General features: G+C 64.1%; 25 protein-coding genes and 1 pseudogene. 14 read left to right on the forward strand and 12 right to left on the reverse strand.

From position 1 onward, the window contains the following. Positions 1 to 154: 154 nt before the first annotated feature. The 3 genes from I6F12_RS03080 (at position 155) to I6F12_RS03090 (ending at position 3102) form a co-directional block, all read left to right on the forward strand. The gene (locus I6F12_RS03080) at positions 155 to 886 is read left to right on the forward strand and encodes a cytochrome c biogenesis protein CcdA (protein ID WP_036004503.1); all 732 of its coding nucleotides are present in this window, start codon (positions 155 to 157) and stop codon (positions 884 to 886) included. A gap of 143 nt (positions 887 to 1029) precedes the next feature. Further along, positions 1030 to 1302 (forward strand): hypothetical protein, encoded by a 273-nt coding sequence (locus I6F12_RS03085; RefSeq protein WP_036025895.1) that lies wholly within the window; start codon positions 1030 to 1032, stop codon positions 1300 to 1302. 255 nt (positions 1303 to 1557) lie between these two features. After that, positions 1558 to 3102, forward strand: a complete 1545-nt coding sequence (locus I6F12_RS03090; RefSeq protein ID WP_225155479.1) for a heme peroxidase family protein — start codon at positions 1558 to 1560, stop codon at positions 3100 to 3102. A 79-nt stretch (positions 3103 to 3181) separates the two neighbouring features. On the opposite strand, the gene I6F12_RS03095 is transcribed toward I6F12_RS03090, so the two are convergent. The 7 genes and pseudogenes from I6F12_RS03095 to I6F12_RS03125 all read right to left on the reverse strand — a co-directional run. Then, positions 3182 to 4237 carry an ABC transporter substrate-binding protein gene (locus tag I6F12_RS03095; protein ID WP_225155480.1) on the reverse strand — a complete coding sequence of 352 codons (1056 nt, stop codon included), beginning with the start codon at positions 4235 to 4237 and terminating at the stop codon, positions 3182 to 3184. A 4-nt stretch (positions 4238 to 4241) separates the two neighbouring features. Continuing rightward, the gene (locus tag I6F12_RS03100) at positions 4242 to 4574 is read right to left on the reverse strand and encodes a hypothetical protein (protein ID WP_225146128.1); all 333 of its coding nucleotides are present in this window, start codon (positions 4572 to 4574) and stop codon (positions 4242 to 4244) included. After that, entirely contained in the window at positions 4571 to 5329 is a 759-nt protein-coding gene (locus I6F12_RS03105) for an ABC transporter ATP-binding protein (protein ID WP_225155481.1), read from the reverse strand. The genes I6F12_RS03100 and I6F12_RS03105 overlap by 4 nt, the downstream gene beginning before the upstream one ends. Further along, on the reverse strand, positions 5326 to 6132 hold the full coding sequence (locus I6F12_RS03110) for an ABC transporter permease (protein ID WP_036004520.1): 807 nt from the start codon (positions 6130 to 6132) through the stop codon (positions 5326 to 5328). Before I6F12_RS03110 ends, I6F12_RS03105 begins: the two co-directional genes overlap by 4 nt. Next, positions 6129 to 6950 (reverse strand): ABC transporter permease, encoded by an 822-nt coding sequence (locus I6F12_RS03115; RefSeq protein WP_225155482.1) that lies wholly within the window; start codon positions 6948 to 6950, stop codon positions 6129 to 6131. Before I6F12_RS03115 ends, I6F12_RS03110 begins: the two co-directional genes overlap by 4 nt. Before the next feature lie 153 nt (positions 6951 to 7103). After that, a complete protein-coding gene (locus I6F12_RS03120) occupies positions 7104 to 7925 on the reverse strand; it encodes a FadR/GntR family transcriptional regulator (RefSeq protein ID WP_036004523.1) in 822 nt (273 codons plus the stop codon). A 230-nt stretch (positions 7926 to 8155) separates the two neighbouring features. Further along, positions 8156 to 8403, reverse strand: a pseudogene (locus I6F12_RS03125) (hypothetical protein); the annotation flags it as partial. Positions 8404 to 8675: 272 nt separating this feature from the next. On the opposite strand from I6F12_RS03125, the gene I6F12_RS03130 reads away from it, so the two are divergent. The 3 genes from I6F12_RS03130 (at position 8676) to I6F12_RS03140 (ending at position 11588) form a co-directional block, all read left to right on the forward strand. Next, complete coding sequence (locus I6F12_RS03130; RefSeq protein ID WP_036004529.1) at positions 8676 to 9674, forward strand: TRAP transporter substrate-binding protein; 999 nt, start codon at positions 8676 to 8678, stop codon at positions 9672 to 9674. Positions 9675 to 9756: 82 nt separating this feature from the next. Beyond that, entirely contained in the window at positions 9757 to 10272 is a 516-nt protein-coding gene (locus tag I6F12_RS03135) for a TRAP transporter small permease (RefSeq protein ID WP_036025883.1), read from the forward strand. Then, positions 10269 to 11588, forward strand: coding sequence for a TRAP transporter large permease (locus tag I6F12_RS03140; RefSeq protein WP_036025880.1), 1320 nt, complete (start codon positions 10269 to 10271; stop codon positions 11586 to 11588). Before I6F12_RS03135 ends, I6F12_RS03140 begins: the two co-directional genes overlap by 4 nt. Before the next feature lie 50 nt (positions 11589 to 11638). Here I6F12_RS03140 and I6F12_RS03145 read toward each other — a convergent pair whose 3' ends face one another. Then, complete coding sequence (locus I6F12_RS03145) at positions 11639 to 12913, reverse strand: serine hydrolase domain-containing protein (protein WP_036004538.1); 1275 nt, start codon at positions 12911 to 12913, stop codon at positions 11639 to 11641. A 160-nt stretch (positions 12914 to 13073) separates the two neighbouring features. Here I6F12_RS03145 and I6F12_RS03150 point away from each other — a divergent pair, with 160 nt between their 5' ends. Beyond that, positions 13074 to 13991, forward strand: coding sequence for a dioxygenase (locus I6F12_RS03150; protein ID WP_225155483.1), 918 nt, complete (start codon positions 13074 to 13076; stop codon positions 13989 to 13991). Positions 13992 to 14007: 16 nt separating this feature from the next. Here I6F12_RS03150 and I6F12_RS03155 read toward each other — a convergent pair whose 3' ends face one another. Next, complete coding sequence (locus tag I6F12_RS03155) at positions 14008 to 14898, reverse strand: LysR family transcriptional regulator (RefSeq protein ID WP_225139620.1); 891 nt, start codon at positions 14896 to 14898, stop codon at positions 14008 to 14010. Between the two features lie 102 nt (positions 14899 to 15000). Here I6F12_RS03155 and I6F12_RS03160 point away from each other — a divergent pair, with 102 nt between their 5' ends. Then, complete coding sequence (locus tag I6F12_RS03160; RefSeq protein WP_057026771.1) at positions 15001 to 15870, forward strand: NmrA/HSCARG family protein; 870 nt, start codon at positions 15001 to 15003, stop codon at positions 15868 to 15870. 75 nt (positions 15871 to 15945) lie between these two features. Here the strand turns inward: I6F12_RS03160 and I6F12_RS03165 are convergent, their stop codons facing one another. Both I6F12_RS03165 and I6F12_RS03170 read right to left on the reverse strand, forming a co-directional pair. Further along, positions 15946 to 17682, reverse strand: coding sequence for a bifunctional protein-serine/threonine kinase/phosphatase (locus I6F12_RS03165; RefSeq protein WP_192893280.1), 1737 nt, complete (start codon positions 17680 to 17682; stop codon positions 15946 to 15948). Positions 17683 to 17742: 60 nt separating this feature from the next. Next, complete coding sequence (locus tag I6F12_RS03170) at positions 17743 to 18582, reverse strand: formate/nitrite transporter family protein (protein WP_036004575.1); 840 nt, start codon at positions 18580 to 18582, stop codon at positions 17743 to 17745. A gap of 675 nt (positions 18583 to 19257) precedes the next feature. On the opposite strand from I6F12_RS03170, the gene I6F12_RS03175 reads away from it, so the two are divergent. The 3 genes from I6F12_RS03175 (at position 19258) to I6F12_RS03185 (ending at position 22344) form a co-directional block, all read left to right on the forward strand. Then, positions 19258 to 20577 (forward strand): CmpA/NrtA family ABC transporter substrate-binding protein, encoded by a 1320-nt coding sequence (locus I6F12_RS03175; RefSeq protein WP_036004553.1) that lies wholly within the window; start codon positions 19258 to 19260, stop codon positions 20575 to 20577. Between the two features lie 64 nt (positions 20578 to 20641). Continuing rightward, entirely contained in the window at positions 20642 to 21538 is an 897-nt protein-coding gene (gene ntrB / locus I6F12_RS03180) for a nitrate ABC transporter permease (protein WP_074447510.1), read from the forward strand. An 11-nt stretch (positions 21539 to 21549) separates the two neighbouring features. Continuing rightward, a complete protein-coding gene (locus tag I6F12_RS03185; protein ID WP_036004558.1) occupies positions 21550 to 22344 on the forward strand; it encodes an ABC transporter ATP-binding protein in 795 nt (264 codons plus the stop codon). Positions 22345 to 22353: 9 nt separating this feature from the next. On the opposite strand, the gene I6F12_RS03190 is transcribed toward I6F12_RS03185, so the two are convergent. Continuing rightward, the gene (locus I6F12_RS03190; RefSeq protein WP_141697547.1) at positions 22354 to 22587 is read right to left on the reverse strand and encodes a hypothetical protein; all 234 of its coding nucleotides are present in this window, start codon (positions 22585 to 22587) and stop codon (positions 22354 to 22356) included. 96 nt (positions 22588 to 22683) lie between these two features. On the opposite strand from I6F12_RS03190, the gene I6F12_RS03195 reads away from it, so the two are divergent. The 3 genes from I6F12_RS03195 to I6F12_RS03205 all read left to right on the forward strand — a co-directional run bounded on the left by I6F12_RS03195 (position 22684) and on the right by I6F12_RS03205 (position 25861). Continuing rightward, positions 22684 to 24075 carry an MFS transporter gene (locus I6F12_RS03195; protein WP_225155484.1) on the forward strand — a complete coding sequence of 464 codons (1392 nt, stop codon included), beginning with the start codon at positions 22684 to 22686 and terminating at the stop codon, positions 24073 to 24075. 129 nt (positions 24076 to 24204) lie between these two features. Then, on the forward strand, positions 24205 to 24633 hold the full coding sequence (locus tag I6F12_RS03200; protein ID WP_036004577.1) for a globin family protein: 429 nt from the start codon (positions 24205 to 24207) through the stop codon (positions 24631 to 24633). 10 nt (positions 24634 to 24643) lie between these two features. After that, the gene (locus I6F12_RS03205; protein WP_225155485.1) at positions 24644 to 25861 is read left to right on the forward strand and encodes an FAD-dependent oxidoreductase; all 1218 of its coding nucleotides are present in this window, start codon (positions 24644 to 24646) and stop codon (positions 25859 to 25861) included. Position 25862: the final 1 nt, after the last annotated feature.

Raw genomic sequence — 25862 nt, forward strand, 5'->3', positions numbered from 1 at the left:
CATCTGTGATCACGGAGGGCATCGGGCGGAGCCCTGGCTTTGTGCGCCTCTGTTGCGCATTCTCCGGCATGGGCTACACCAGAGCCGGTTCGGCTCCGGGCCGGGCGCGTTCCCTGCGCGCCCTGACGGGGCCTGAGATGGCTCCGATTGCATCATGCAAAATGTTTCGATTCCGGCCGCACTGATTGCCGGCCTCGTCAGCTTCCTCTCGCCTTGCGTCCTGCCTCTGGTTCCGCCCTATCTGGTTTACCTCACGGGCGCCACGATCGAGCATGTCGAGAGCGACGAGCCGGTCGCGGCCTCCAAGCGCGCGATCATGATGTCGGCGCTCCTGTTCGTGCTCGGCTTCTCCACCATCTTCGTGGCGCTCGGCGCCAGCGCTTCGCTGATCGGCGGGCTGATCCGTGCCTGGTCGGCGGAGCTGTCGATCCTCGCCGGCATCGTCATCATCATCATGGGCCTGCACTTCCTCGGCCTGACGCGGATCGGCTTTCTGATGCGGGAAGGACGCCTGCCGATCCCCAAACCGGTCGGCCTGTGGGGCGCCTATATCATGGGCCTCGCATTCGCGTTCGGCTGGACACCCTGCATCGGCCCGATCCTCGCCGCGATCCTCTCGGTCGCCGCGGCGGAAGCCACGGTGACGAGGGGCGCCGGCCTGCTCGCGGTCTATTCCGCGGGCCTCGGCATCCCATTCCTGATCGCCGCGCTGATGATCGAACAGTTCTCCGCGCTGTTCGCGCGCATGAAGGGCCACCTCGTCAACGTCGAGCGCGCCATGGGCGTCCTGATGGTGCTCACCGGCATCGGCTTTCTCACCGGCGCGGTCTCGAATGTGAGCATCTGGCTGCTGGAGACGTTTCCGGTGCTGCAGACGATCGGTTAGGGCGCGCGGGGACCGGGTTTTCACGGACGAAAAAGTAGAGGAACCGTTGAAAACGGTCAGGCATGCTGCCACGGAACGACGATTCCAAACCTTTCCGGTCCCGAGGCGTTGCATCGGGGGACAATTCGCATGGTGGAGATCACGTGACCAAGACACTGCGCTTAGAACCCCTGTCGGACAACGCGGCGTTGGTTGCCTGGCAATTTTTGGGGCAGCCGTTGCAGGAGTGGCCGAGCTGGGTTCAGTCGAATTGCTCGCTGCAGAAGGATGCCGACGGAAAATTCGAGCTTCGGCACGAGCGGCGCAGCGGCACCCAGATCGTCTATCTCGGCGAGTGGCTGGTGAGAGATCTCGATGGCGGCGTGGACTTCTACACGGACGCTGAGATCTGGTCGCGGTTCGCTGCCAAGCGCTGACGCGCTGAGAGATTCAGCCGACGCGTCGATCGCGCCTTAGTCTTTCCTGCTCGAGCTTCGGACGATCAAAAGCCTGTGTGGCTGGTGGGGCAAAAAGCCTCGCGGTAGGAGCCGCCCAGAGAATGCAATCTGTAGTAATATTTCATCGTACTACACCCTGAGGGGCAATTCTTCTGAACGTATACTGAAACGAGAATTTTGGAAGCGACATCTTCGGCGCCCCTCTCCCCTAAAGCATTTGAGCAGGAGCAAGCGATGGGAACCGACGTGAATGTTCATCCCGGTCACGGCAAGGCCGGACGTCAACCGACGCGACAATTTCTGGATACGCTTTCCGGACACGACGATCCGGGCATGTTTGGCCGGATGTTTCCGACCCTGGAGCCGCTGGCTGTCGACGACGGTCCGCTGCGCGAGCTCGCCGACGCGATGAAGGATCCCGCCCCCGGCGACGCCGCGGGCAACAACCTCAACGTCCCGGCGGGTTTCACCTATCTCGGCCAATTCGTGGATCACGACATCACGCTCGATCTGACCTCCTTCGGCGAGAAGGAAGCCGATCCGACGGCGGTCACGAATTTCCGCACGCCCGCACTCGATCTCGACAGCGTCTATGGTCTCGGCCCCGACGGCAGCCGTCATCTCTACGCGCGCAATTCGGCCAGCGACAGCGGCAAGACACCGGGCCCCAAGCTGCTGATCGGCAAGACCGTCAACGTCGATGACATCACCGGCGATCATCGCAACGACCTGCCGCGCAATCCCGAGGGGTTTGCCCTGATCGGCGATCACCGCAACGACGAGAACCTGGTCGTCGCGCAAACCCACCTTGCGATGCTGAAGTTTCACAACAAGGTCTGCGATCAGCTCGCGGCGTCCGGCAAGCCGGCGGGCGAGATCTTCGAGGAAGCGCGCCGGATCGTGACCTGGCACTACCAATGGATGGTCCTGCACGATTTCGTGGAGCGGATCACCGAGAAAGGGATCGTCGCGAAGATCCTCGAGCAGGGGCGGCGCTTCTACCGCTTCAAGAAGATCCCCTACATGCCCGTCGAGTTTTCGGGCGCCGTCTATCGTCTCGGCCACAGCATGGTGCGCCAGGTCTATAGCCACAACCGGATCTTCACGCCCGGTGGCCTCGCGCCGGCGACCCTGGACCTGCTGTTCAGGTTCACCGGGCTGTCGGGCGGCATCATCGGCGATCTGGCACCAAACCCGATTCAGCCGCCGCTCCCGCTTCCGGTGCTTTCGAGCAACTGGATCATCGACTGGCGGCGCTACTATAAGCTGTTGCCGAACAATCCTGCGGGCGTGGGCTTCAATCCCTCCCGCAAGATCGACCCGTTCATCGTGCCGCAACTCCATACCCTGCCTGGTGACGGCGGCAGCCTGCCGTTCCGCAACCTCAAGCGCGGCGTGTTGCTCGGATTGCCGTCCGGGCAGGACGTCGCCAAGGCCATGAAGATCAAGAATCCGCTGACGCCGGAGGAAATCTCGAAGGGGAGCGACGGCGCCGTGGCGAAGAAGCATGGCCTGCACCAGCACACCCCGCTCTGGTACTACATCCTCAAGGAGGCGGAGCAGCGTGGCGGCGGCGAAAGGCTCGGCCCGGTCGGCGCGACCCTGCTTGCCGAGGTCTTCGTCGGCCTCGTCCACGGCGACCACCAGTCGTATCTCTGGCTCAAGGGCAAGAGCTGGAAACCGACGCTGCCGTCGCAAGTGCCGGGCGAATTCACGATGGCCGACCTGCTGCGTTTCGTCGGGGATATCAGCCCGATCGACGGCATCTCGACGGTCTAGACCAGACGCCCGCCAGCGTTGCAGACGATGGGCCGGACCGGCGTGCATGGCGCGCCGGTCTGGACGTTTGCAACAATGCTCAGGGCTTGAACACGTAGCCCGGCGTGATCGCCGCCGTCTGCGGGATCGGCGGCAGGTCGGCGAACAGCTCAGGACGGTCTTTCATGACCTTGAGAATGTGCTTCGGCTCAATATGCGCATTGACATCGAAGGTCGATTTGAGGATGCCGAGCCGGGTGAGCCGGTCCTGGGCGCTCCACAGCGCGCGGTAGTTGTTCGCTGACAGCCGGCGGTCCGCCTGCTGGATGTTGAACTGCATCGCGGCCTCCGCGACCTCCTGCTTCAGGCCTGGAATCCAGCGCGTCGCGACTTGTGCCGCCAGCTTCGGGTTCTTGCGCATCCATTGGTCGGCCTCAGAGACGGCGGCGAGGAATTTCTCGATCGTCTCGCCGTTGGCCTGCACCCATGGGCGCAGCGCGACGTTGAAGCCGATATAGGAGATCACGTCGCCGCCCCGAATGATCTCGACGGCGCCCGGCACGTCCTTGCCCGCGACGATCGGCCAGGGGTCCCAGCCCGAGAACGCGTCGATGCCCTTGGCGAGCAGGGCGACGGTCATGTCCGGGGGCGGGGTGTTGACCAATGTTACGTCGTCGGGTTTCAGTCCGGCCTTCTCCAGCGTCGCCAGGATGTAGAGATGGTTGATCGTGCCGAACGACGCCGCGATCTTCTTGCCCTTCAACGTCGACAGGTCGCCCTTGACGATGCCCGAGCCTTCGCGCGCGATGATCGCCATCGTGGCATCGGAGCCGGCCTTGGTGGCGTTGCCGCTGTAATTGCCCAGCGCGACGAGGTCCATGCCGCGCAGCACCGCGCCGATCATGGGTACGCCGACCTGCACGATCTCGCTCTCGCCGGCCTGCAACGCGTTCAGCGCGTCGACACCGGTGGCGTAGGGGCGTGCGATCGTGACGTCGAGCCCGTACTTCTCGAAGAAGCCGCGCTCGAGCGCGATGGGCAGGCCAATCTGGTCGATGCCAGTGACCATGCCGGCCTTGAGTTTCGTCAGGGTTTGGGCGCTTGCCGGCATCATGCCGGCCAGAAGCGCCAATCCAAGCAGCAAGAGTCGTTTCATAGTCTCAGCCTCCCTCTTTTATCGGCCCCACCGCCGTCACCCAATAAGGCCGGGCCACGGCATTGAGGTCCGTTCTTTTGACACCGCGCAGCTCGATCGAATGCTCGTCCGTGCCCGAGACGCGTCCGTATTGCTGGAAGGCGAGCACGTGGAAACGCTCCGGCGTGAACGGCAGCTCGATCTGCACGTTCACCTTTTCCGACGTGCCCGTGAGCTGCGGCGAGATCTTTCCGGGCGCCGCGATGGTCAGCCAGAGCTGAAACAGTGCCCATGCGGCCACCGCGCCGAGAACGACACGGCTCTTGGGCGAGCGAAGAACGTCGGCGGCGATGCTCATGCTGCGCGCACCATCTGCAGCACGCGCGCCGAAAGCTGCTTGAACTGGTCGTCCCGGACGAGATCGTCCCAGATGCGAGGACGCGGCAGGTCGACCGCGATCTCGTCGAGCACGCGTCCCTTCGACAGCACGACCACGCGATTGGCGAGAAACACCGCTTCCGACACGTCATGGGTGATGAAGATCACCGTCGGCTTGCGCTCCTGCCAGATGCGGGTCAGTTCCTCCTGGAGCGTCATGCGCGTCTGCGCGTCGACGCTGGCGAACGGCTCGTCCATCAAGAGGACGTCGGGGTTGTTGGCGAGTGCGCGCACCACGCCGACGCGCTGTTGCATGCCCCCGGAGAGCTCGTTGGGATAGCGGTGCGCCGCATGCGAGAGCCCGGCAAGCGCGAGATATTCATGCGCGATGCGGTCGCGCTCGGCCTTCGGCACGCCGCGCATCTTCGGCCCGAAGCCGACATTGTCGAGCACGGTCTTCCAGGGAAACAGCGCGAACGACTGGAACACGACGCCGCGCTCGGGGCCGGGCCCGTGCACCGGCTTGCCGTCGAGCAGGATGTCCCCCTTCGAATAGGGAATGAAGCCGGCGATCATGTTCAGGATCGTCGTCTTGCCGCAGCCGGAGGGGCCGACCACCGAGATGAACTCGCCGGGCTCGACGTCGAGTGAGACGTCGTGGACGGCGGTGACATGCGCGCCTGCATAAGGGTCGAAATAGGTCTTGCCGAGATTGCGCAGCGAGAGCGTCTTCATGATGTCACTAATCCCCAACGCTGGCCGGTCGCACGCTCGAGCGGGGCGAGAATCCAGGCGTCCACGATGTACCAGAGCAGTCCGAGAATGATCATGCCGAGGATGATCTCGACGGTCGACCCGGCGCGGCGCGCATCGAACATCATGAAGCCGATGCCCGACGTGCCGACGATCATCTCGACCGCGATCAGCGCGCGCCAGCCGTAGCCGAGTCCGTTGCGCAGGCCGGTGATGATGTTGGGCAGGGCGCCCGGCAGCGTCACCTCCCAGAGCACGCGCGCCCGCGAAGCCCCGAGGCTCAAGGCGGCGCGTGACAGATCGCGCGGTACCGATTCGACGCCGAGCACGGTGTTGAGCACGACGGGGAACAGCACGGTGTAGACGATGACGAAGGTCATCGTCGTCAGACCGAAGCCGAACCAGATCAGAAGGATCGGCAGCCAGGCGATGTCGCCGATGGCCTGGAAGAACAGCAGCACCGGCCAGCAGATGCGATGCGCCCAGCGGCTGGTGCCGATCAGGATGCCCAAGGGTATGCCGAGCGCCATGCCGACCGCGGCGCCGGTCGCGAGCCGGATCAGGCTGTCCTGGAGATAGTCCGGCAGGATGCCCTTGTAGGTCAGCGTGAAGAATGCGCGGATGACGTCGGCCGGGCCGGGGAAGAACGCGCGTGGAAACAGCCCGGCCTCGCTGACCGCGGTCCACAGCGCCAGCACCGGGATGAAGGGAATGATCGCGGCGATGCCCGGCCAGCGCCGGGTCAGGCGGGCATAGCCGGCCCAGATTTGCAGCAGGACGTTCATGCGCGCCTCACCATGCCCCAGCGCTCGATGGTCGCGCGTTCCAACGGGACGAGCAACAGACGGTCGATCAGAAGCCAGAGCACGCCGATCACGATCATGCCGAACACGATCACCTCGGTGCGGTAGAAATCGCGCGCGACGAACAGCATGTAGCCGAGCCCGACATTGGTCGCGATCATCTCCGCGGCGATCAGGCCGCGCCAGGCAAAGCCCAGGCCGGTGCGAATGCCGGTGACGATATTGGGCAGCGCGCCCGGCAGCAGTACTTCGGTCAGCAGCGCCCAGCGGCCGGCGCCGAGCGAGGCGGCAGCGTTGCGCAGCGTGTGCGGGATGGTCCTGACGCCGAGAAGCGTGTTGTAGGCGACGACGAAGAATACGGCGTTGAAGATCACGAAGACGATCGCGCCGAAACCGTAGCCGAACCACAACGTCGCGATCGGGATCCAGGCAATGCCGGCGAGCACCGAGAAGAACCGGAACAGCGGCGTGAAAAAGGCCGCGACCGTCGGGCTGACGCCCATGGCGATGCCGAGCGGCACCGCCGTGGCGATGCCGATCAGTGTCCCCAGGCCGACGCGCAAAAGGCTGGCGCCGACATGCGCGAACAACGTGCCGTCCCGGATCGAGTCAAGCGCGGCGGTGCCGACCGCGCCGACCGAGGGAAACACGCGCGGATTGACGTTGAACAGCGGGATCACGGCGGCCCAGACCGCGACCAGCGCAAGCAGCGGCGCGACGAACATTGCAGCGCCGGCCAGCGAGTTGACGCTGCGCATCAGCCGCGACGATCGGCCTTTCAGACTGCCCGTCAGCTGCATTCGACCTCCCTGACGCTCAGCTATGCCTGTACCGGCATTTCCCACTGATCATTGCTGGTATCGTAGCCGCGTCTCGCGCAATCGCATATCTGTATCGGTTGCGACCCTCCTCGCGATCCGCGCGGAGCGGGGATCCGGGCCGAGCCCCTCATGTCACGGTGCATGGCGCTTTCTCTTGCGGTTGAGGCTCGGCTTCCTGACGGCGCGCAGGGTCGATCCATCCGCTTTGCGAGCCGCCGCGGCGATAATGGTCTTTCGGTTCGACAGCTTCGATCGGGTGTAGCCCAGCAGCCGTTCCATCGCGGCGCGCGCCTTCTCCGGGTTGCCGCTCTCGATGGCCCGCGCCGCCGTGACGTGGTTCGGCAGATTGTCCTTGAACCAGCCGCCGGGGCCGCCGACGGCAACGGTGAAGACGGTACCCAGAATGGTATCGATCGCCCCGCGAAAGCCCTGGAGGACCGGATTGTGGGTCGCGTCCAGGATGGCGAGATGGAAAGCCTTGTCGGCAGCGAGGGCGCTGGCCTGGTCCTTTGCAGTCTGCATCGCCGCCAGGGCCGTGTCGATCCGCCAGCGGTCGTTCCTTGTTGCACGCTCGGCCGCAAGCGCTGCGGCAGCGGGCTCGATGATCGAGCGCACCTCCTGGATTGCCAGCAGAAGGTCCCGATCCGGCTCGTCCTGACCGACCAGCCAGCTTAGCACGTCGCGGTCGAGCAGGCTCCATTCGTGGCGCGGCAGCACGTGCGTGCCGTGGCGCGGCCGCACGCTGACCAGACCTTTGGCGGCGAGCGTCTTGATGGCTTCGCGCACCACGCCGCGCCCGACTCCGAAGCGGGCTTCGAGCTCAGGTTCCGGCGGCAGGGCTGTCCCGACCGGAATGAGATCCTGCGCGATCTCCCGGCCGAGCGTCGTCAGCACGGCGCGAATGCGGCCGGGCTTGATCGGCTTGTCGACGGGGCTCGGGCGCGCTCTTGCCACTCGTACGTTTCTCCCGTCCGGCCTGTCGCGGCTGGTTCGTTTGTATTTGGCTGCCACGCCACGGCAGCTGCAATCATCGGATGTTTAACATCGGATGAATGGATGAGCGCAAGCGCAATTGTCGCAGCACACCCCGTGTTGCGTTGCGATATGCGCGTGGACCGCGGATCAAAGCGTCTCCTCCAGCGTGCAGGTCACAGTGCAGACGACGCCGCGCGGCAGGGGCAAGCCCCCGTGATCCGCTGCACCTCGGCATCGAGCACCATGCGCATGCTACGCACCGTTTCCAGCAAACGGCGCGCAGCCTCGCTGCGATCCTGATGGTAGTTGTAATAGGCAAGGCCCACCGCGAAAACGATCAGCGGTAGCGTCGTTCCGGCGACAAGGAGGCGAGCCGAACGGGCAGGGTAAGCTTTGGCGAACGCAGGCGTCCCGGTTCCAGCGCGGCAGCACCGGACAATGATTTTGAAGAGACCATAGGCGCAGGAATTGTGCTGCGCCACGAATTTTCGCCGTCCGTCCAGCGCGCTCCTGATCGCCGGAGACCTCGCGCCTCCGCCGCATACCGAAGCGGCGAGTTGCAGTGCAGCAGGCGTTTACGTGCAGTCCTGCGACGAAGGGGTAGCTCCAGCCCACGCGAAATGACTTCCGTCCCGCCGAGGTTTTTCATACGCTTGCCTCTCGCAAGCCGCATAACGGCTGCGCTCACGGCCCGGCGACAGGGCCGGAGCATCAAAGGGAGGGGAGACGATGAAGCGAAGGTCATTTCTCGCTGGGATCGGTGCAACCACTGCGGCAGCTGCCATCGGCATGCCGTCGATCCTGAGGGCGCAAGCCCCGATCACACTGAACGGTGCCGTGCAGTTCAATGACGACCATGCCTTCAATCGGGCCCTGCTGCGGTTCGAGGAGCTGGTGAAGAAATATTACGGCAAGCCCGTCAACTTCACCCTGCACAGGAACTCCTCGCTCGGCCTCGAGAAGCAGTATTTCGAGTACATGTCGCAAGGCAAGGCAGTCGATTACGGCATCGTCTCGCCGGCTCACATGTCGACCTTCGCCAAGGCCGCCCCGTTCATCGATGCGCCCTTCGTGTTCAAGGGCATCGAGCACATGAACAAGGTGGTCGAAGCCAATATCCTGGCGCCAGTCGCCGACGAGGTCGCGGCCAAGGCGGACGTGGTTCTGATCGGTTATGCCGGCGGCGGCATCCGCAACATCTTCGCCAACAAGCCGCTCAAGAACCTCGCCGACCTCAAGGGCCTCAAGGTGCGCGTGCAGGGCGCGCCGATCTGGTCGAAGACCTTTGCGGCCGTTGGCATGAGCCCCACGGTGATCGCCTATAACGAAGTCTACAACGCGATCCAGAACGGGGTGATATCAGCCGGCGAGAACGAAGCGGCCGGCGTCGAGGCGATGAAGTTCTATGAAGTGGCGCCGCATCTCAACCTGACCCAGCACGCCGTGTCGATCCGGCCGATCTGCTTTTCCGTCAAGACGCTGAAGACCCTGCCGAAGGATCTGCAGGACGCGATCATGAAAGCGGGCAAGGAGGCCGGCGATTACGGCCGCCAGCTCGAGTCGAGCGAGGAGGTCGTCAAGCTCGACACGCTGGAGAAGGCCGGCAAGCTCAAGCGCGTTCCGTTCGAGGAGCGGGACGCCATGAAGAAGCTCGCCGACCCCGTGATGGCCACCTACGCCAAGGAGATCGGCGCGGAGGGCATTTTCGAGAAGATCAACGTCGTCTGAGGCCGCCCTGTCCGCCGACAGCATTCCGGGCAGGCCCCGCTTCCTGCCCGGACATGGCGGATGAGCGCCGTACGGAGCTCCAATGTCCGAAATGCACGTCCCGTCCACACCGTCGCTGTGGCGTCGCGTCACCGCGGCCTATGCGAAATTGTTGGAATTCCTGCTTGCCGCCTGCGTCGGCATCCTGGTCATCCCCGTCACATTGCAGATCGTCTCGCGCTACACGCCGTTCATTCCCTCCTACATCTGGACCGAGGAGATGGCGCGATTCCTGTTCATCTGGACGATCATGATCGGCGCCATGGTCGGCATCCGCGAGGCTCAGCATTTCGAGGTCGACGTGTGGCCCGATTTGTCGCGGCGGTCGGAGGCCGCAGTGCGGATCATCGCGCGGATCGGCGTGCTGGCACTGGCCCTCGTGTTCGTGTCGGCCGGCATCGAATTCACACGCTTCGCCTGGAACAGGACGTCGGAGCTGGCCGATCTGCCGCTCTGGCTGATCCACGTTGCCTGGCCGGTGGCCGGCGTGACCTGGATCGTGTTTGCGGGCGAACAGATACTCGATGAACTGCGCGTTCTGGTCGGGGCACAGCAATGAACGGCACTGTACTTTCTGCCGGACAGGCCGCCATGGTGCTGTTCGGGGTCTTCGTCGGCCTGCTGATCGTGCGCGTGCCGGTCGCCTTCGCGCTGGGCCTTGCCTGCGTGCCGATCCTTCTGATCGAGCCGCGCCTGTCGCTGATGACGCTCGCGCAGGAGACTTTCAACGCGTACAACTCGTTCATCCTGCTCGCGGTGCCGTTCTTTCTGTTGACGGCGAACCTGATGAGTATCGGCGGTATCACGGATCGCCTGGTGGCGCTGTCGCGCTCGATGGTCGGGCACTGGCCGGGGTCGCTGGCGCAGATCAACGTCGTGCTGTCGGTGTTCTTTGCCGGCATCTCCGGCTCCTCCACTGCGGATGCGGCGAGCCAATCGAAGATCTTCATCGATGCGCAGACCAAGGAGGGCTACGATCTCTCGTTTTCCATTGCCATCACGGCGGCCTCCGCGGTTCTTGCGGTCGTCATTCCGCCCTCGATCCTGATGATCGTGTGGGGCGGTCTGATCTCGACCTCGATAGCGGCGATGTATCTGGCCGGTATCGTGCCCGGGCTGCTGATCGCGGGCGCGCAGATGGCGACGGTGCACGTCTATGCGGTGCGCCGCGGCTACCCGACCTATCCGAAGTCGACCTGGGTCGACATGCGATGCGCCATCTGGCGGTCGATACCCGCGTTAATAACGCCGTTCATCATCGTCGGCGGCATTCTGCTCGGCTGGTTCACCGCGACCGAGTCCGCCTGCGTTGCCGTGCTCTATTCCGTCGTGCTCTCGGCGTTCTTCTACCGCGAGACGGGAATCCGTGAATTGTACAGAGCCTTGCTCGACACTGGGCGCCTCGCCGGCGTGGCGCTGTTCTGCGTCGGCACCGCCAGTGCGTTCGGCTGGCTGCTGGCCTATTACAAGATCCCGCAAGAACTGCTGGCGAACGTTTCGACATGGGGCATGGGTCCCGTCGCGGCCGGCTTCTTCATCGCCTTCTGCTTTCTGGTGGTGGGCTGCTTTCTCGACGCCATCCCCGCGATCATCATCGTCGGCACCGTGCTGGAGCCGCTCGCCAGGTCCGTCGATCTGCATCCGGTCCAGTTCGCGATCATCTCCATCGTCTCGCTGGCCTTCGGATTGGTGACGCCGCCCTACGGCCTCTGTCTGATGATCGCCTGTTCGATCGCGGGCGTGCGGCTGCGCTATGCCCTGAAGGACACGGTCATCATGCTGATCCCGATGCTACTCGTGCTGGCGGCGGTGATCATTTGGCCCAGCGTGTCGCTGTTCCTGCCGCGCCTGATCGTGCCGGAAATGCTCAAGTGAGGGGCGATGGCGTGATCCCGCGGCCGGCGTCGCGGGGTCGTCGCGGTGGACTACAGATTGCTTTCGGTGATCGCGGCGTAGACCATGCTGCGCAGCTCGCGGCGGATCGGATAGGCGCTCGACGGCAGCACTTGCGTCATGAAGATCGCGATCAGGTCCTCGGCCGGATCGATCCAGAACGAGGTCGTGGCGGCGCCGCCCCAATTGTATTCGCCGGGGCTGCCGGCGATCAATGTCTCGGCCGGGCGCATGGTCACGGCGAAGCCGAGACCGAAGCCGATGCCGTTATAGGTCGCTTCCGAGAACAGCGAGCGCGAGACGTCCGGCAGCGCACGGCCGCCCGGAATGTGGTTGGTCGTCATCAGCGCCAGCGTCTTCGGCCCGATCAGCCTGACGCCGCCGAGCTCGCCGCCATTGAGCAGCGCACGGCAGAAGGTCAGATAGTCGGCAACGGTCGAGCACAGCCCGCCGCCGCCGGAGATGAACGAGGGCGGCGACAGGAACGAGCTCGTTGCCGGGTCGTCCTGGAGCGTCAGCCCCTCGCGGCGCTGGCCCGCATGGAAGGTCATGCCGCCGCCGGGATCGGCGGAATAGCAGGCGGCGAAGCGATGCGCCTTCGAAGCCGGGACGTGGAAGTCGGTGTCGGTCATGCCAAGTGGATCGAGGATGCGCTGTTTCAGGAACTGCTCGAACGGCATGCCGGAGATCTTGCCAATGAGATAGCCGATCACGTCGGTCGCAACGGAGTAATTCCAGGACTCGCCCGGCGAAAACTCCAGCGGGATCTTGGCCAGGCCCTCGACCATGGTCTGGAGTGTGCCTGATTTTTCGACCTCGCCGATCTTTTCACTGCGGTAGGCGGCATCGACGTTGGAGCGTTGCTGGAAGCCATAGGTTAGGCCGGAGGTGTGGCGCAAGAGGTCGACGATCAGCATCGGCCGCGACGGCGGCCGGGTCAGGAAGGCCGGGTAGGTGCCGGCGACGAACACGCCGAGGTCCTTCCACTCCGGAATATATTTCGCGACGGGCTCGTCGATGGCGACGAGGCCTTCCTCGACCAGCATCATGAAGGCGACGCTGGTGAGCGGCTTGGTCATGGAATAGATGCGATAGATCGTATCGTCCTTCACCGGCACCTTGCGCTCGACATCGGCAAAGCCCTGCACCGAGCTGTGCGCGACCTTGCCGCGGCGGTAGACCAGGAGATGCGTGCCCGGGAAACGCCCGGCATCGATGTACCGGCGCTTGAGATGCGCATCGACGCGGTCGAGCGCGGCCTTGGACATGCCGACGGATTCGGGCGAAGCGGGGGTGGGGGCGAGCATCAGTTCCTCCGGGGCGTTTTGTCGGAAAGTTGATACCGAAATGACGGCCGCATTCCAAGCCGGTTGCGCTTAACGAGGCCGGCCCGGCTGGTGTAGACTCGGGCTCGGAACGCAAGGAGCCCGCCGGGGCCAACGAGAAGAACGCGAGGGCAAACGCACCATGACTCAGTTCACCGAGACCGAACTCACCGAAGCCGTCGTCAGGAGCTTCGACCACACGCCCGACACGCGCGCGAAATTTCTGCTGCAGGAATTGGTGAGCTCGCTGCACGATTACGTGAGCAAGACCGGTCTCACCTTCGCGGAATGGGAATATGCCATCGATTTCCTGACCCGGACCGGGCAGAAATGTACCGACACCCGCCAGGAATTCATCCTCTTGTCCGACGTGCTCGGCGTCTCCATGCTCGTCGACGCCGTCAATCACAGGGATCGCGACGGTGCCACGGAGACCACGGTGCTCGGCCCGTTCTATGTCGGCGAGCACAAGGTGACTGCGCACGGCACCGACATCTCGCCGAACAACCAGACCGGCGAGCGGATGTTCGTGCAGAGCCGCGTCACCGACCTCGAGGGCAAGCCGCTCGCCGGCGTTCCCGTCGACGTCTGGCACGCCGATGACGACGGCTTCTACGATTCCCAGAAGCCGAACTACGATGAGGTCGGCGCCTCGGCGCGGGCGCGCTTCATCACCGATGACGATGGCCGCTTCTTCTTCCGCACCATCCTGCCGTGCAGCTATCCGATCCCGACCGATGGTCCGGTCGGCGAAATGATCGTGCAGACCGGCCGCCACCCGATGCGCCCGGCGCATGTGCACTTCCTGGTCAATGCCAGAGGCTATGAGCCGCTGATCACGCACGTCTTCATGGACGGTGACAAATATCTCGACTCCGACGTGGTGTTCGGCGTGAAGGACGACCTCGTCGCCAAGGTCGAGCCGCGCAACGACCTTGAGATGCCCGACGGCACCACGGCGAACGGGCGGTGGCATTTGATGACTTACGAATTCCACCTCAAGCCGGGCGGCGGCATGGCGCCGAAGCCGCTCGGGATGAAGGCGACCGAGCCGGCGTGAGGATGCGAAATCTCAGTCATCCCCCGATATAGGCTGCCAACTCGTCGGGCGTTCCCTTTGGAAAGGCGTCTCTCAGATAATCGAGGAAAGCGGAGACGCGCGCACTGAGCAATCGCCGCGAGGGATAGAGCGTCCATAGGGCGATGTCGGCTCCCTCGACGTCGCCCCATCGAACGAGCGTGCCGGCGGCAAGATCGTGGCTGACGAGCGACAGCGGCAGCCTTGCGGCACCGATACCGGCTCTCACGGCATCGCGAACCATCATCAGGGATGACAGTCGAAGCACGGGATCGATCGCGATGTGCGATGGGCCGCTTGGCCGTCTGATGTCCCAAACCGCAGCTTTGTCATCGCCGCGCACGATGGCCGGAACGGCGAGGTTTCCTCTCGGGTGCTTCAGAGCGGGGCTGGCGACGACCAGCATTCGGTCGCGCAAGAAGATGCGGCCGACCAGGCTTTCATCCGGATCGGGATTGACCCGGATCACGAGATCAAAGCCTTCCTCGATCATGTCGACGTAGCGGTCATCGGTCGTAACTTCGAGCCGGACTTGCGGATGTCGAAGGGCGAAGCCGGCCGCGAGACGGCCCATCGCGGTTTGCGAGAAGAGCAGGGGTGCGCTGATCCGCAGCCTGCCCTTTGGCTTGTCTCCGCCCGAGGCGATCGCGGCCGCGGTTTCGTCGAGCTCGGTGAGAAGTGCGCCCGTCCGTTCATAGAGCGCGCGCCCTTCCTGGGTGAGCTTGAGCGTGCGCCCGCCGCGCTCAAACAGACGCAGATCAAGACTGCTCTCCAGTTCGGACACACGTCGAGACAAGGTCGCTTTCGGACGTCCCGCTGCCCGCGCGGCCTTTCCGAACCCTCCGTGACGGGCGACGAGATTGAAATCGGCAAGCGCAAGCAAATCCATCTGTTCCACCAGTGAGACGGTCTGTCCAAATATAGCGTCTATCGGCTCGCGTGTGGATCATTAGTTTCCGGGTGTCTTCCAAAACCCAACCGGAGTGATCCCATGACCATCCTCGTTACCGGCGCCACCGGCACCATCGGCCGCAACGTCGTCGAGCAACTCGTCAAGCGCGGCGCCGATGTGCGCGCACTCGTCCGAAATCCCGAGAAGGCCAACCTTCCGGCAGGTGTTGCCGTCGCCCAGGGCGACTTGCTGGACGTCGATTCCGTGCGCACTGCGTTTTCGGGCGTCTCGACGTTGTTCCTGCTCAACGCCGTGGTGCCGGACGAATTCACTCAGGCGCTGACTGCGCTCAACCTTGCCCGCGAAGCCGGCATCGAGCGGTTCGTCTATCTGTCGGTCATTCACAGCGACCTCTACGTGAATGTGCCGCACTTCGCCGGCAAGTTCGGGGTCGAGCGCATGATCGAGCAGATGGGCTTCAAGGCGACCATCCTGCGGCCCGCCTATTTCATGAACAACGAACTCATGATCAAGGATGCCGTGACCGGATATGGCGTCTACCCGATGCCGATCGGCAGCAAGGGCCTTGCGATGATCGACGCGCGCGACATCGGCGAGATTGCTGCGATCGAACTGATCCGCCGCGAGACATCCGCAGCGCCGCTTCCGCTCGAACGCATCAATCTTGTTGGCCCTGAGACACTCACTGGCGCGAAGGCCGCCGCGATCTGGTCGGAGGTGCTCGGCCGCGCGATCGCCTACGGCGGAGACGACACCGCGGGGTTCGAGAAGAACCTCAGGCAGTTCATGCCGCCCTGGATGGCTTTCGACATGCGGGTGATGGGCGAGCGTTTCCTCACCGAGGGAATGATCCCTGAGCCCGGCGACGTCGAGCGTCTGACCGGCATGCTGGGCCGTCCCTTGCGCTCCTATCGCGACTTCGTCGCCGAGATCGCGGCCCCCGTTTGAGGCTTGCCAGAGCAGAAGCGCAGGCGGGCTGGCTGCGCCGCTCGCTATTAATCATGTGGCGAGCGGCAATCTCGATCAGCGCGCATGCAGCAAGGCCAGCAGCACGACGACGGCGCAGGCGAGCGCCGCCGTTGTCAGCTTCCAGAACATCAGCGGGCTGCGCTCCAGGAGCGGTGTGATGCGCGTGTCGAGATAGGCCGGGTTGGGCGTGCGAAGCTCGAAGATGAATTCCGAGAGATCCTCGTGCCGCTTGTAGGGATCGGGATGGAGCGCGCGCCGGAGCGCGCCGTCGACCCAGGCAGGAACGTTGCGGTCATCGTCGGCGGCGCGATATTTAAGCTTTCGCACATCCGCCTTGCGCCGGATTTTGGCGATTTGGGTGCCGTAGGGCAGCTTTCCCGTCAGCATCTGGTAGCAGATCACGGCCAGCGAAAACATGTCGGAGCGCGGCGAGCCGCCTTGCCCCAGGAAATATTCCGGCGCCGTGTACTGGACGGTGCCCAGGATTTCGTCGGCCTCCCCTGGCGGCGCCGCCTCGGCCACGCCGGCGACCCTGACCGATCCGAAGTCGATGATCTTGGCGGTGCCGGTCTTGTCGATCAGGATGTTGTCGGGCCTGAGGTCTTGATGCAGCATCTCCATGCGATGGAAGGCGCGCAGGCCTGCGGCGATCTGCTCGATGAGGCCGCGCACGGTTTCGAGATCGGGCCGCGGATTGTCGGTCATCCACTGCTTCAAGGTCTGCCCCTCGACGAACTCGGTCGCGACGTAGAGATAGCCGCGTCGCCGCGACTGCGACAGCGGCTTGAGCACATGCGGGCTGTCGATCCGGCGTGCGATCCATTCTTCCATCAAGAAGCGCTTGAGATAGGCGGCGTTGTCGCGTAGGTCGACCGACGGCAGCTTGAGCGCGACCGGCTGCTCGGTCTCGGTGTCGACGGCGAGGTAGATATGGCTGCGGCTGCTGCCGTGGATCTCGCGGACGATCCGGTAGCCGTCGAAGATCGCCCGCGGCTCCGGCAGCGTCGGCAGCGGCAATTCCGAGCTCTGATTGAAGATGCCGGCCGGATCGCGCTGCGGCACCGCATCGATCCGCAGGATCTGCACGGTGATGTTGTCGTCGCTGCCGCGCCGATAGGCTTCCTCCACGATCGCCTTCGCCGCCCCGTCCAGCTCGGCTGCGTGCTCGCTTAGCGCGCTCGTGATGAAACGGGCGTCGACGAATTCATAGGCGCCATCGGTCGCCAGCAGGAAGGTGTCGCCGGCCTCGATTTCGATCGCCTGATAGTCGATCTCGAGCTGCGGATTGATGCCGAGCGCGCGGCCGAGATAGGTCTGCTCGGACGAGACGATGATGCGGTGATCGTCGGTCAGTTGCTCCAGCGCCTTGCCGGCGACGCGATAGACGCGGCAATCGCCGACATGGAAGATGTGCGCGGTGGTTGCCTTGATGACCATGGCGCTGAGCGTGCAGACATAGCCCTTGTCGCGGTCATAGGCATATTGGCTCTTGCGCGTCTGCGCATGCAGCCAGGAATTGGTCGCCTCCAGCACGCGGCGGGCGGAGGTCTTCACCGTCCACGATTCCGACGTGCAGTAATAGTCCATCAGGAAGCTCTTGACCGCCGACTCGCTGGCGATCTGGCTTACCGTGCTCGAGGAAATTCCGTCGGCGAGAACGGCCGCGATGCCCTTCAGGCTGAGCAGCGGCTCTTCCGGAATCAGGACGCCGTGAAAGTCCTGGTTGATGGGCTTGCGACCCTTGTCGGAATGCTGGCCGACCGAGATCTGGAGTCCGCGGGGCATCGTCATCACCGGGAGAAGGGAGCCTCACCGTGCTTGGGCGAGGCTCCCCTGTCGATACCTATTCGATCAGGCCGCGACGCGGGGCTTCGCGGGCTTCTCCGCCTGTCGCTTCGGCAGGGTCATGACGTGGGTGGCATAGAGGGTCATGCCGGTGAAGGCGAGGCCGCCGACGAGGTTGCCGAGCACGGTCGGGATCTCGTTCCAGATCAGATAATCCATGATCGAGAACTTCGCGCCGAGCAGCAGGCCCGACGGGAACAGGAACATGTTCACGACGGAATGCTCGAACACCATGTAGAAGAACACCAGGATCGGCATCCACATCGCGATGACCTTGCCGGGGACGGAAGTCGAGATCATGGCGCCGACGACGCCGGTCGAGACCATCCAGTTGCAGAGCATGCCGCGCAGGAACAGCGTCGCCATGCCGGCCGCACCGTGCGCGGCATAGCCAAGGGTTCGGCCCTCGCCAATATTGCCGATGGCGGCGCCGACCTTGTCGGGCGCCTGCGTGAAGCCGAAGGTCGTGACGAAGGCCATCATGAAGGCGACGGTGAAGGCGCCGGCGAAATTGCCGACGAAGACGAGACCCCAATTGCGCAGCACGCCGTTGAGCGTAACGCCCGGGCGCTTGTCGATCAGCGCGAGCGGCGAGAGCACGAACACGCCGGTCAGGAGGTCGAAGCCCAGGAGATAGAGCATGACGAAGCCGACCGGGAACAGGAGCGCGCCGACCAGCGGTTGGCCGGTGTTCACGGTGATCGTGACGGCAAACCAGGCTGCGAGGGCCAGGATCGCGCCGGCCATGTAGGCGCGGATAATGGTATCCCGGGTGGACATGAAGATCTTGGACTCGCCCGCATCCACCATCTTGGTGACGAATTCCGAAGGCGCGAGATACGACATCAATGGTTCCTTTGCTTCGTAAGTGAGATCGACACGCCCCCGACGAGGGCGCGGCTGAACGTCATCGGCCGTGCGGGCAGCCTGCCGCGCACGAGGGCTATGGAAAGTTTGGAAGCCTTGGGAATCGCGTCACGAGGACTCTGAAGCCGGAGACCGCGAAGCAGGTGAGCTTCCGGGATGCAGCCGCCAGAGGCTGCATCAATGCGGCCAAGCCGCAGTCGTCGTTGACGCAACCTTAGAAGCAATTTGTGTGCCGTGGCGCGTCGATCGAAAAAGCTAGCAAATTCAGCTAGATGTCAGCTGCAGGGGGACGATTGGCAGAACTGCGCCGCCTCTTGCTTGAGCGACTGCACAACGTTTGTGCGGCGCACAAGGATTGAGCAGACCGCAAATTTCGCGTGCGGAACAGGGCTGTGTTAGTCAGGCGCGGAATTACCAAGCATCTGATTATCCATCATTTTTGGCGGTGGCAGGCTTGGCATGAAGCTTGAATAGTTCCAGGTCGACGCCATTGAAGCCGTCCCGCGAGACTTCTCATCCGAATTGCTGACGCACCCGAACGGGGTCTCCCCGTCGCGCGTTCGCATGCGCCTTTTTCTGGCGTCACGGACGGACGGGCTGCTCGTGCGCACTGACGCAATCATTCCGCAACGACGCAAAAGGACGACACGACCTATGACCAAGCGCATTCGCCGGCCCTCCGAGACTGGCCTCAGCCGCCGTCAATTGTTGAAAGCCACCGGCTCGACCGCCGCACTGCTCGCCGCCGCCAAGCTGAATTTCCCCGCCGGCGCCTTCGCGCAGGACGCAGGCCCCGAGGTCAAGGGAGCCAAGCTCGGTTTCATTGCGCTCTCCGATGCCGGCCCGCTGTTCGTCGCCAAGGACAAGGGCCTGTTCGCCAAGCACGGCGTGCCTGACACCGACGTGCAGAAGCAGGCGTCCTGGGGCACCACGCGCGACAACCTCGTGCTCGGCTCCGAAGGCAACGGCATTGACGGCGCGCACATCCTCACCCCGATGCCGTACCTGATCTCGGCCGGCAAGGTGACGCAGAACAACCAGCCGACGCCGATGTACATCCTGGCGCGGCTCAATCTCGATGCGCAGTGCATCTCGGTCGCCAAGGAATATGCCGACCTCAAGCTCGGCACCGATGCGGCGCCGTTCAAGGCGGCGCTTGAGAAGAAGAAGGCGTCCGGCAAGGCCGTGAAGGCTGCGATGACCTTCCCCGGCGGTACCCACGATCTGTGGATCCGCTACTGGCTCGCCGCCGGCGGCATCGATCCCGACAAGGACATCGAGACCATCGTGGTGCCGCCGCCGCAGATGGTGGCGAATATGAAGGTCGGCACCATGGACTGCTTCTGCGTCGGCGAGCCCTGGAATCTCCAGCTCATCCACCAGGGCATCGGCTACACCGCCGTCAACACCGGCGAGATCTGGAATAAGCATCCGGAGAAGTCCTTCGGCATGCGCGCGGCCTTCGTCGACAAATACCCGAAGGCCAGCAAGGCGATCCTGATGGCCGTGCTGGAAGCCCAGCAATGGGCCGACAAGGCGGAAAACAAGCAGGAGCTGGCCGCCATCATGGCCAAGCGGCAGTGGATCAACTGCCCGGTCGAGGACGTCTACGATCGCACCGCCGGCAAGTTCGACTATGGCATCCCCGGCAAGGTGGTCGAGAACTCGCCGCACGTCATGAAGTACTGGCGCGATCATGCCTCCTATCCGTTCCAGAGCCACGATCTCTGGTTCCTCACCGAGGACATCCGCTGGGGCAAGTATGAGCCGAACTTCGATACCAAGGCGCTGATTGCCAAGGTCAACCGCGAGGACATGTGGCGCGATGCGGCCAAGACCCTCGGCGTCGCCGCCGCCGACATTCCGGCCACCACCTCGCGCGGAAAGGAGACCTTCTTCGACGGCAAGGTGTTCGACCCCGAAAATCCGGCCGCCTATCTGAAGTCGCTCGCGATCAAGCGCGTCGAAGTCTGATGGAGCCCTGCGGCCGCCTTTAGGGGCGGCCGCATCGTCCCTGCCACGCCGGAGAGAGATAGCGATGAACATGACTGCCACGAAGATCGAGGTTGAGACCGCAACGCCTGCTGCAACGATTGCGCCGGTCGTCACGCTGACGCCGAAGCGTCCCCCGCGTACTGAGGCTTACGCACGCATGGCACGCGAGACCGCCGTGCGCGTGATCCCGCCGCTGGTCGTGATCGCTCTGCTGACGCTGGTGTGGGAGCTGGTCTGCCGCAGAGCCGGCTCGGCGCTGCCGCCGCCCTCAAAAGTGTTTGCGGATACGAAGGAGCTGATCTTCGATCCGTTCTTCGACCGTGGCGGCATCGACAAGGGCCTGTTCTGGCATCTGTCCGCCAGTCTCCAGCGCGTCGCCTTCGGCTATTCGCTCTCGGCCATCGCCGGCATCGCGCTCGGCGTGCTGGTCGGGCAGTCGGTCTGGGCGATGCGCGGGCTCGATCCGCTGTTCCAGGTGCTGCGCACGATTCCGCCGCTGGCTTGGCTGCCGCTCTCGCTCGCGGCCTTCCGCGACGGCCAGCCTAGCGCGATCTTCGTCATCTTCATCACCTCGATCTGGCCGATCATCATCAACACCGCGGTCGGCATCCGCAACATCCCGCAGGACTATCGCAACGTCGCCGCGGTGGTGCAGCTCAATCCGCTGGAATTCTTCGCCAAGATCATGATCCCGGCGGCGGCGCCCTACATCTTCACGGGCCTGCGCATCGGCATCGGCCTGTCGTGGCTCGCGATCGTCGCCGCCGAAATGCTGATCGGCGGCGTCGGCATCGGCTTCTTCATCTGGGACGCCTGGAACTCCTCGCATATCAGCGAGATCATCCTGGCGCTGTTCTATGTCGGCATCATCGGCTTCGTGCTTGACCGCCTGATCGCGGGGCTCGGCAAGGTCGTCACCCGCGGCACCGCGCAGAACTGAGGAGAGGGGACATGACCGCCTACCTGAAACTCGACCACATCGACAAGGTCTTCACCCGCGGCACCGCCACCACGGAGGTGCTCAAGGACATCAATCTGACGATCGAGAAAGGCGAATACGTCTCGATCATCGGCCATTCCGGCTGCGGCAAGTCGACCCTGCTCAACATCATCGCAGGGCTGACCGGCGCCACGATGGGGGGCGTGCTGCTGGAAAACCGCGAGGTGAACTCGCCGGGGCCGGATCGCGCCGTGGTGTTCCAGAACCACAGCCTGCTGCCGTGGCTGACCGTCTATGAAAACGTCAGGCTCGGCGTCGACAAGGTCTTCGCCAAGACCAAGTCCCGTGCCGAGCGCGACGCCTGGGTGATGCACAATCTCAACCTCGTGCAGATGGCCCATGCCAGGGACAAGCGTCCATCGGAGATCTCTGGCGGCATGAAGCAGCGCGTCGGCATCGCGCGGGCGCTGGCCATGGAGCCGAAGGTGCTGCTGCTCGACGAGCCGTTCGGCGCGCTCGACGCGCTGACCCGCGCCCACTTGCAGGACTCGGTGATGGCGCTGCATCAGAAGCTCGGCAATACCATCCTGATGATCACCCACGACGTCGATGAGGCCGTGCTGTTGTCCGACCGCATCGTGATGATGACCAACGGACCGAGCGCGCGCATCGGCGAGGTGCTGGAAGTGCCGCTGGCGCGGCCGCGCAAGCGGCTCGACCTCGCGACCAACGCCACATATCTGAAGTGTCGTCAGCGCGTGCTCGAATTCCTCTACGAGCGTCATCGCTTCGTCGAAGCCGCGTAAGTCACGCGTTCACGCGAGATCTGCCCGCGCCCAATTAATCGACATCAAGCTCAATCCTTGTGCGTCGCACAGGGATTGAGCGAAACGCAAATTTTGCGTGCGGAAAAGCCCTGCAAACAATTCGGGCAATACGAATAACATCCTGAAATCCCTGTGTTTCCCGTATGCGCGCAACTGGCACGGAAATTGAAACGTCTTTGCGCGACGCCAACGACGACGTCCCTCAACATCATCAATCAGCATCGTGATCTCGCCACCGGGGTGAAGCCTCGGAGCGCGCCTCCGTGACCGGAGGCAGAGCCTGCAACGACGCAGCGGTGAGCCTGGAAGGGATACGCAATGACGAAGAATCCGACCCTGAACTCCAGCTGGATTTCAGACTGGCGCCCCGAGGATGAGGCGTTCTGGAACAATACCGGCAAGTCGATCGCGCGGCGCAATCTGATCTGGTCCATCGTCGCCGAACATATCGGCTTCTCGGTCTGGCTGATCTGGAGCATCGTCACCACCAAGCTGCCGCAGGCCGGCTTCCACTACACCACCGACCAGCTGTTCCAGCTCGTCGCCGTGCCGGGCCTGATCGGCGCCTTCATGCGCTTTCCCTATACTTTCGCGGTGACGACGTTCGGCGGCCGCAACTGGACCATCATCAGCGCGGCGATCCTGTTCATCCCGACCTTGTCGCTCGCCTATTTCGTCAGCCAGCCCGACACGCCGTTCTGGCTCATGCTGCTGGTCGCCTCGACCGCGGGTCTCGGCGGCGGCAATTTCGCCTCCAGCATGACCAACATCTCCTTCTTCTTTCCCGACCGGATGAAGGGATGGGCGCTCGGCCTCAACGCGGCCGGCGGCAATATCGGTGTCTCCAGCGTGCAGCTCCTGACCCCGATCCTGATGACGCTCGCCGTCTTCAACCTATATCAGGCGACGCCCGTCGACGGCATCTTCCTGCAGAATGCCGGCCTGATGTGGGTGCTGCCGATCGCAATCGCGGTGTTCGGCGCGGTGTTCTTCATGAACAATCTCACCACGGCGAAATCGTCGGTGAAGAACCAGCTCGCGATCGTCAAGCGCAAGCACACCTGGATCATGGCGTATCTCTATATCGGCACGTTCGGGTCCTTCATCGGCTATTCGGCGGCGTTTCCGCTGCTGCTGAAGACGCAATTCCCCACCGTGACGATCTCGATCGCCTTCCTCGGCCCGCTGGTCGGCTCGCTGTCGCGTCCGCTCGGCGGCTGGCTCGCAGACCGGGTCGGCGGCTCCATCATCACCTTCTGGAACTTCATTGTGATGGCGGGCGCCACGGTCGGCGCGCTCTACTTCGTGGGACACAAGGATTTCATCGGCTTCCTGTCGATGTTCCTGATCCTGTTCGTGACGACGGGCATCGGCAACGGCTCGACCTACCGCATGATCCCCTCGATCTTCCGCGAGGAGAACCTGTTCAAGGTGCGCGGCAAGGGCGATGCGGCACGCAGCGCTGCCCTGAAGACCGCGAGCATCGAGAGCGGCGCGGCGGTCGGCTTCATCGGCGCGGTCGGTGCCGTCGGCGGCTATCTGATCCCGAGCGGCTTCGGCAAGTCGATCGCCATGACCGGCGGGCCGCAGCTCGCGCTCGTGGTCTATCTCGCCTTCTACGCCTCCTGCCTCGCTCTGACCTGGTGGTTCTACCTGCGTCGCAGCCCGCAGGGCGAAGGCGCGCCAAGCCTCGCCGAGGCGCGTGTGTGAGCACGACAAACTGGCACGAATGTCGCTTCTCCCCGTACGCGGGGAGAAGTCTCTCTGATGACGTTTGATCCATGAACTTTGTCCGCAATGGCGCGGACGAAGGCAGACCGAAACAGACAGGAGAACATTATGACGCCCGAGCAGATTACTCTCATTCAGCAGAGCTTCGCCAAGGTCGCCCCGATTTCGGAAGCCGCCGCGGTGCTGTTCTACGACCGCCTGTTTGAGGTGGCGCCGTCCGTGCGCGCGATGTTTCCCGAGGACATGACCGAGCAGCGCAAGAAGCTGATGGGCATGCTCGCCGCCGTGGTCGGCGGCCTGTCGAACCTGGAATCGATTCTTCCCGCGGCCTCCGCGCTCGCCAAGCGTCACGTCGACTATGGCGCCAAGGCCGAGCACTACCCCGTGGTCGGCGCGACCTTGCTGTGGACCCTCGAGAAGGGCCTTGGCGAAGCCTGGACGCCCGAACTCGCCGCAGCCTGGACCGACGCCTATGGCGTGCTGTCCGGCTACATGATGTCCGAGGCCTACGGCGCGCAAGCGCAGGCCGCCGAATAGGAGATGCGTTGTGAGTGAACCGCTGGTCATCGTCGGCAACGGTATGGCGGCCGCGCGTCTGGTCGACGAGCTCGCCAAGACCGCGCTCGGCCGCTATGCGGTCGCCGTGATCGGCGAAGAGCCGCGGCTCGCTTACAATCGCGTGCTCCTCTCCTCCGTGCTGGCGGGCGAGACCGGCTCGCACGAGATCGAGCTGCGGCCGGCCGGTTGGTGGCGAGACCGCGGCGTCACGGTGCGCTACGGCTATCGCGTCAGCGAGATCGATGTCGGCCGTCGTGAGCTCAAGATCGCGGGCGAGGAGAGCATGGAATATTCCAAGCTCGTGCTCGCCACCGGATCGACGCCGCTGCGGCTCAACGTGCCAGGCGCCGATCTTGCCGGCGTGCACACGTTTCGCGACACCCGCGACGTCGACCTGCTGCTGACACTGGCCGCGGCTAGGAAGCGCGTCGTCGTGGTCGGCGGCGGCCTGCTCGGGCTGGAAGCGGCCTACGGTCTCGCCAAGGCCGGCGCGCCCGTGACGCTGCTGCATCTGATGGATCGGCTGATGGAGCGTCAGCTCGACGCGCCCGCGGCCGACCTGCTCAAGACGCTGGTCGAGCGCAAGGGTATCCGCGTCATGCTCAATGCCGCGACGGCCCGCATCCACGGCAAGGGCCACGTCCAGGCCGTCGAACTCGCCGATGGCAGCCGCATCGAGGCCGATGCGGTGATCTTCGCCGCCGGCATCAAGCCGAACGTCGCGCTGGCGCAGGAGGCGGGGATCGCGGTCAACCGCGGCGTCGTCGTCAACGACGTGATGCAGACCTCCGCGTCCGACATCTTTGCGCTTGGCGAATGCGCCGAGCATCGCGGCACCTGCTATGGCTTGGTCGAGCCCGCCTACGAGCAGGCGCGCGTGCTGGCGCGGCATCTGGCCGGCCGGCCCGCCGCCTATCAGGGCAGCGTGGTCTCGACCAATCTGAAGGTCTCCGGCGTCAGCGTGTTCTCCGCTGGCGACTTCATGGGCGGGGAGGGCAGCGAGAGCCTCGTGCTGTCGGATCGCAGGCGCGGCACTTACAAGAAGCTCGTCATCGCCGACGGTCGGCTCACCGGGGCGGTGCTGATCGGCGATACGATCGATGCGCTCTGGTACCTCGAGCTGATCCGCAATCGCGACAAGGTCGCTTCGATCCGCACCGACATGATGTTCGGCCGCGCGCTGGCGCAGCCTTCGAAAGCGGCGTGAT

This window comes from Bradyrhizobium sp. IC4059 (assembly GCF_020193615.1).
GTDB classification, from domain to species: domain Bacteria; phylum Pseudomonadota; class Alphaproteobacteria; order Rhizobiales; family Xanthobacteraceae; genus Bradyrhizobium; species Bradyrhizobium yuanmingense.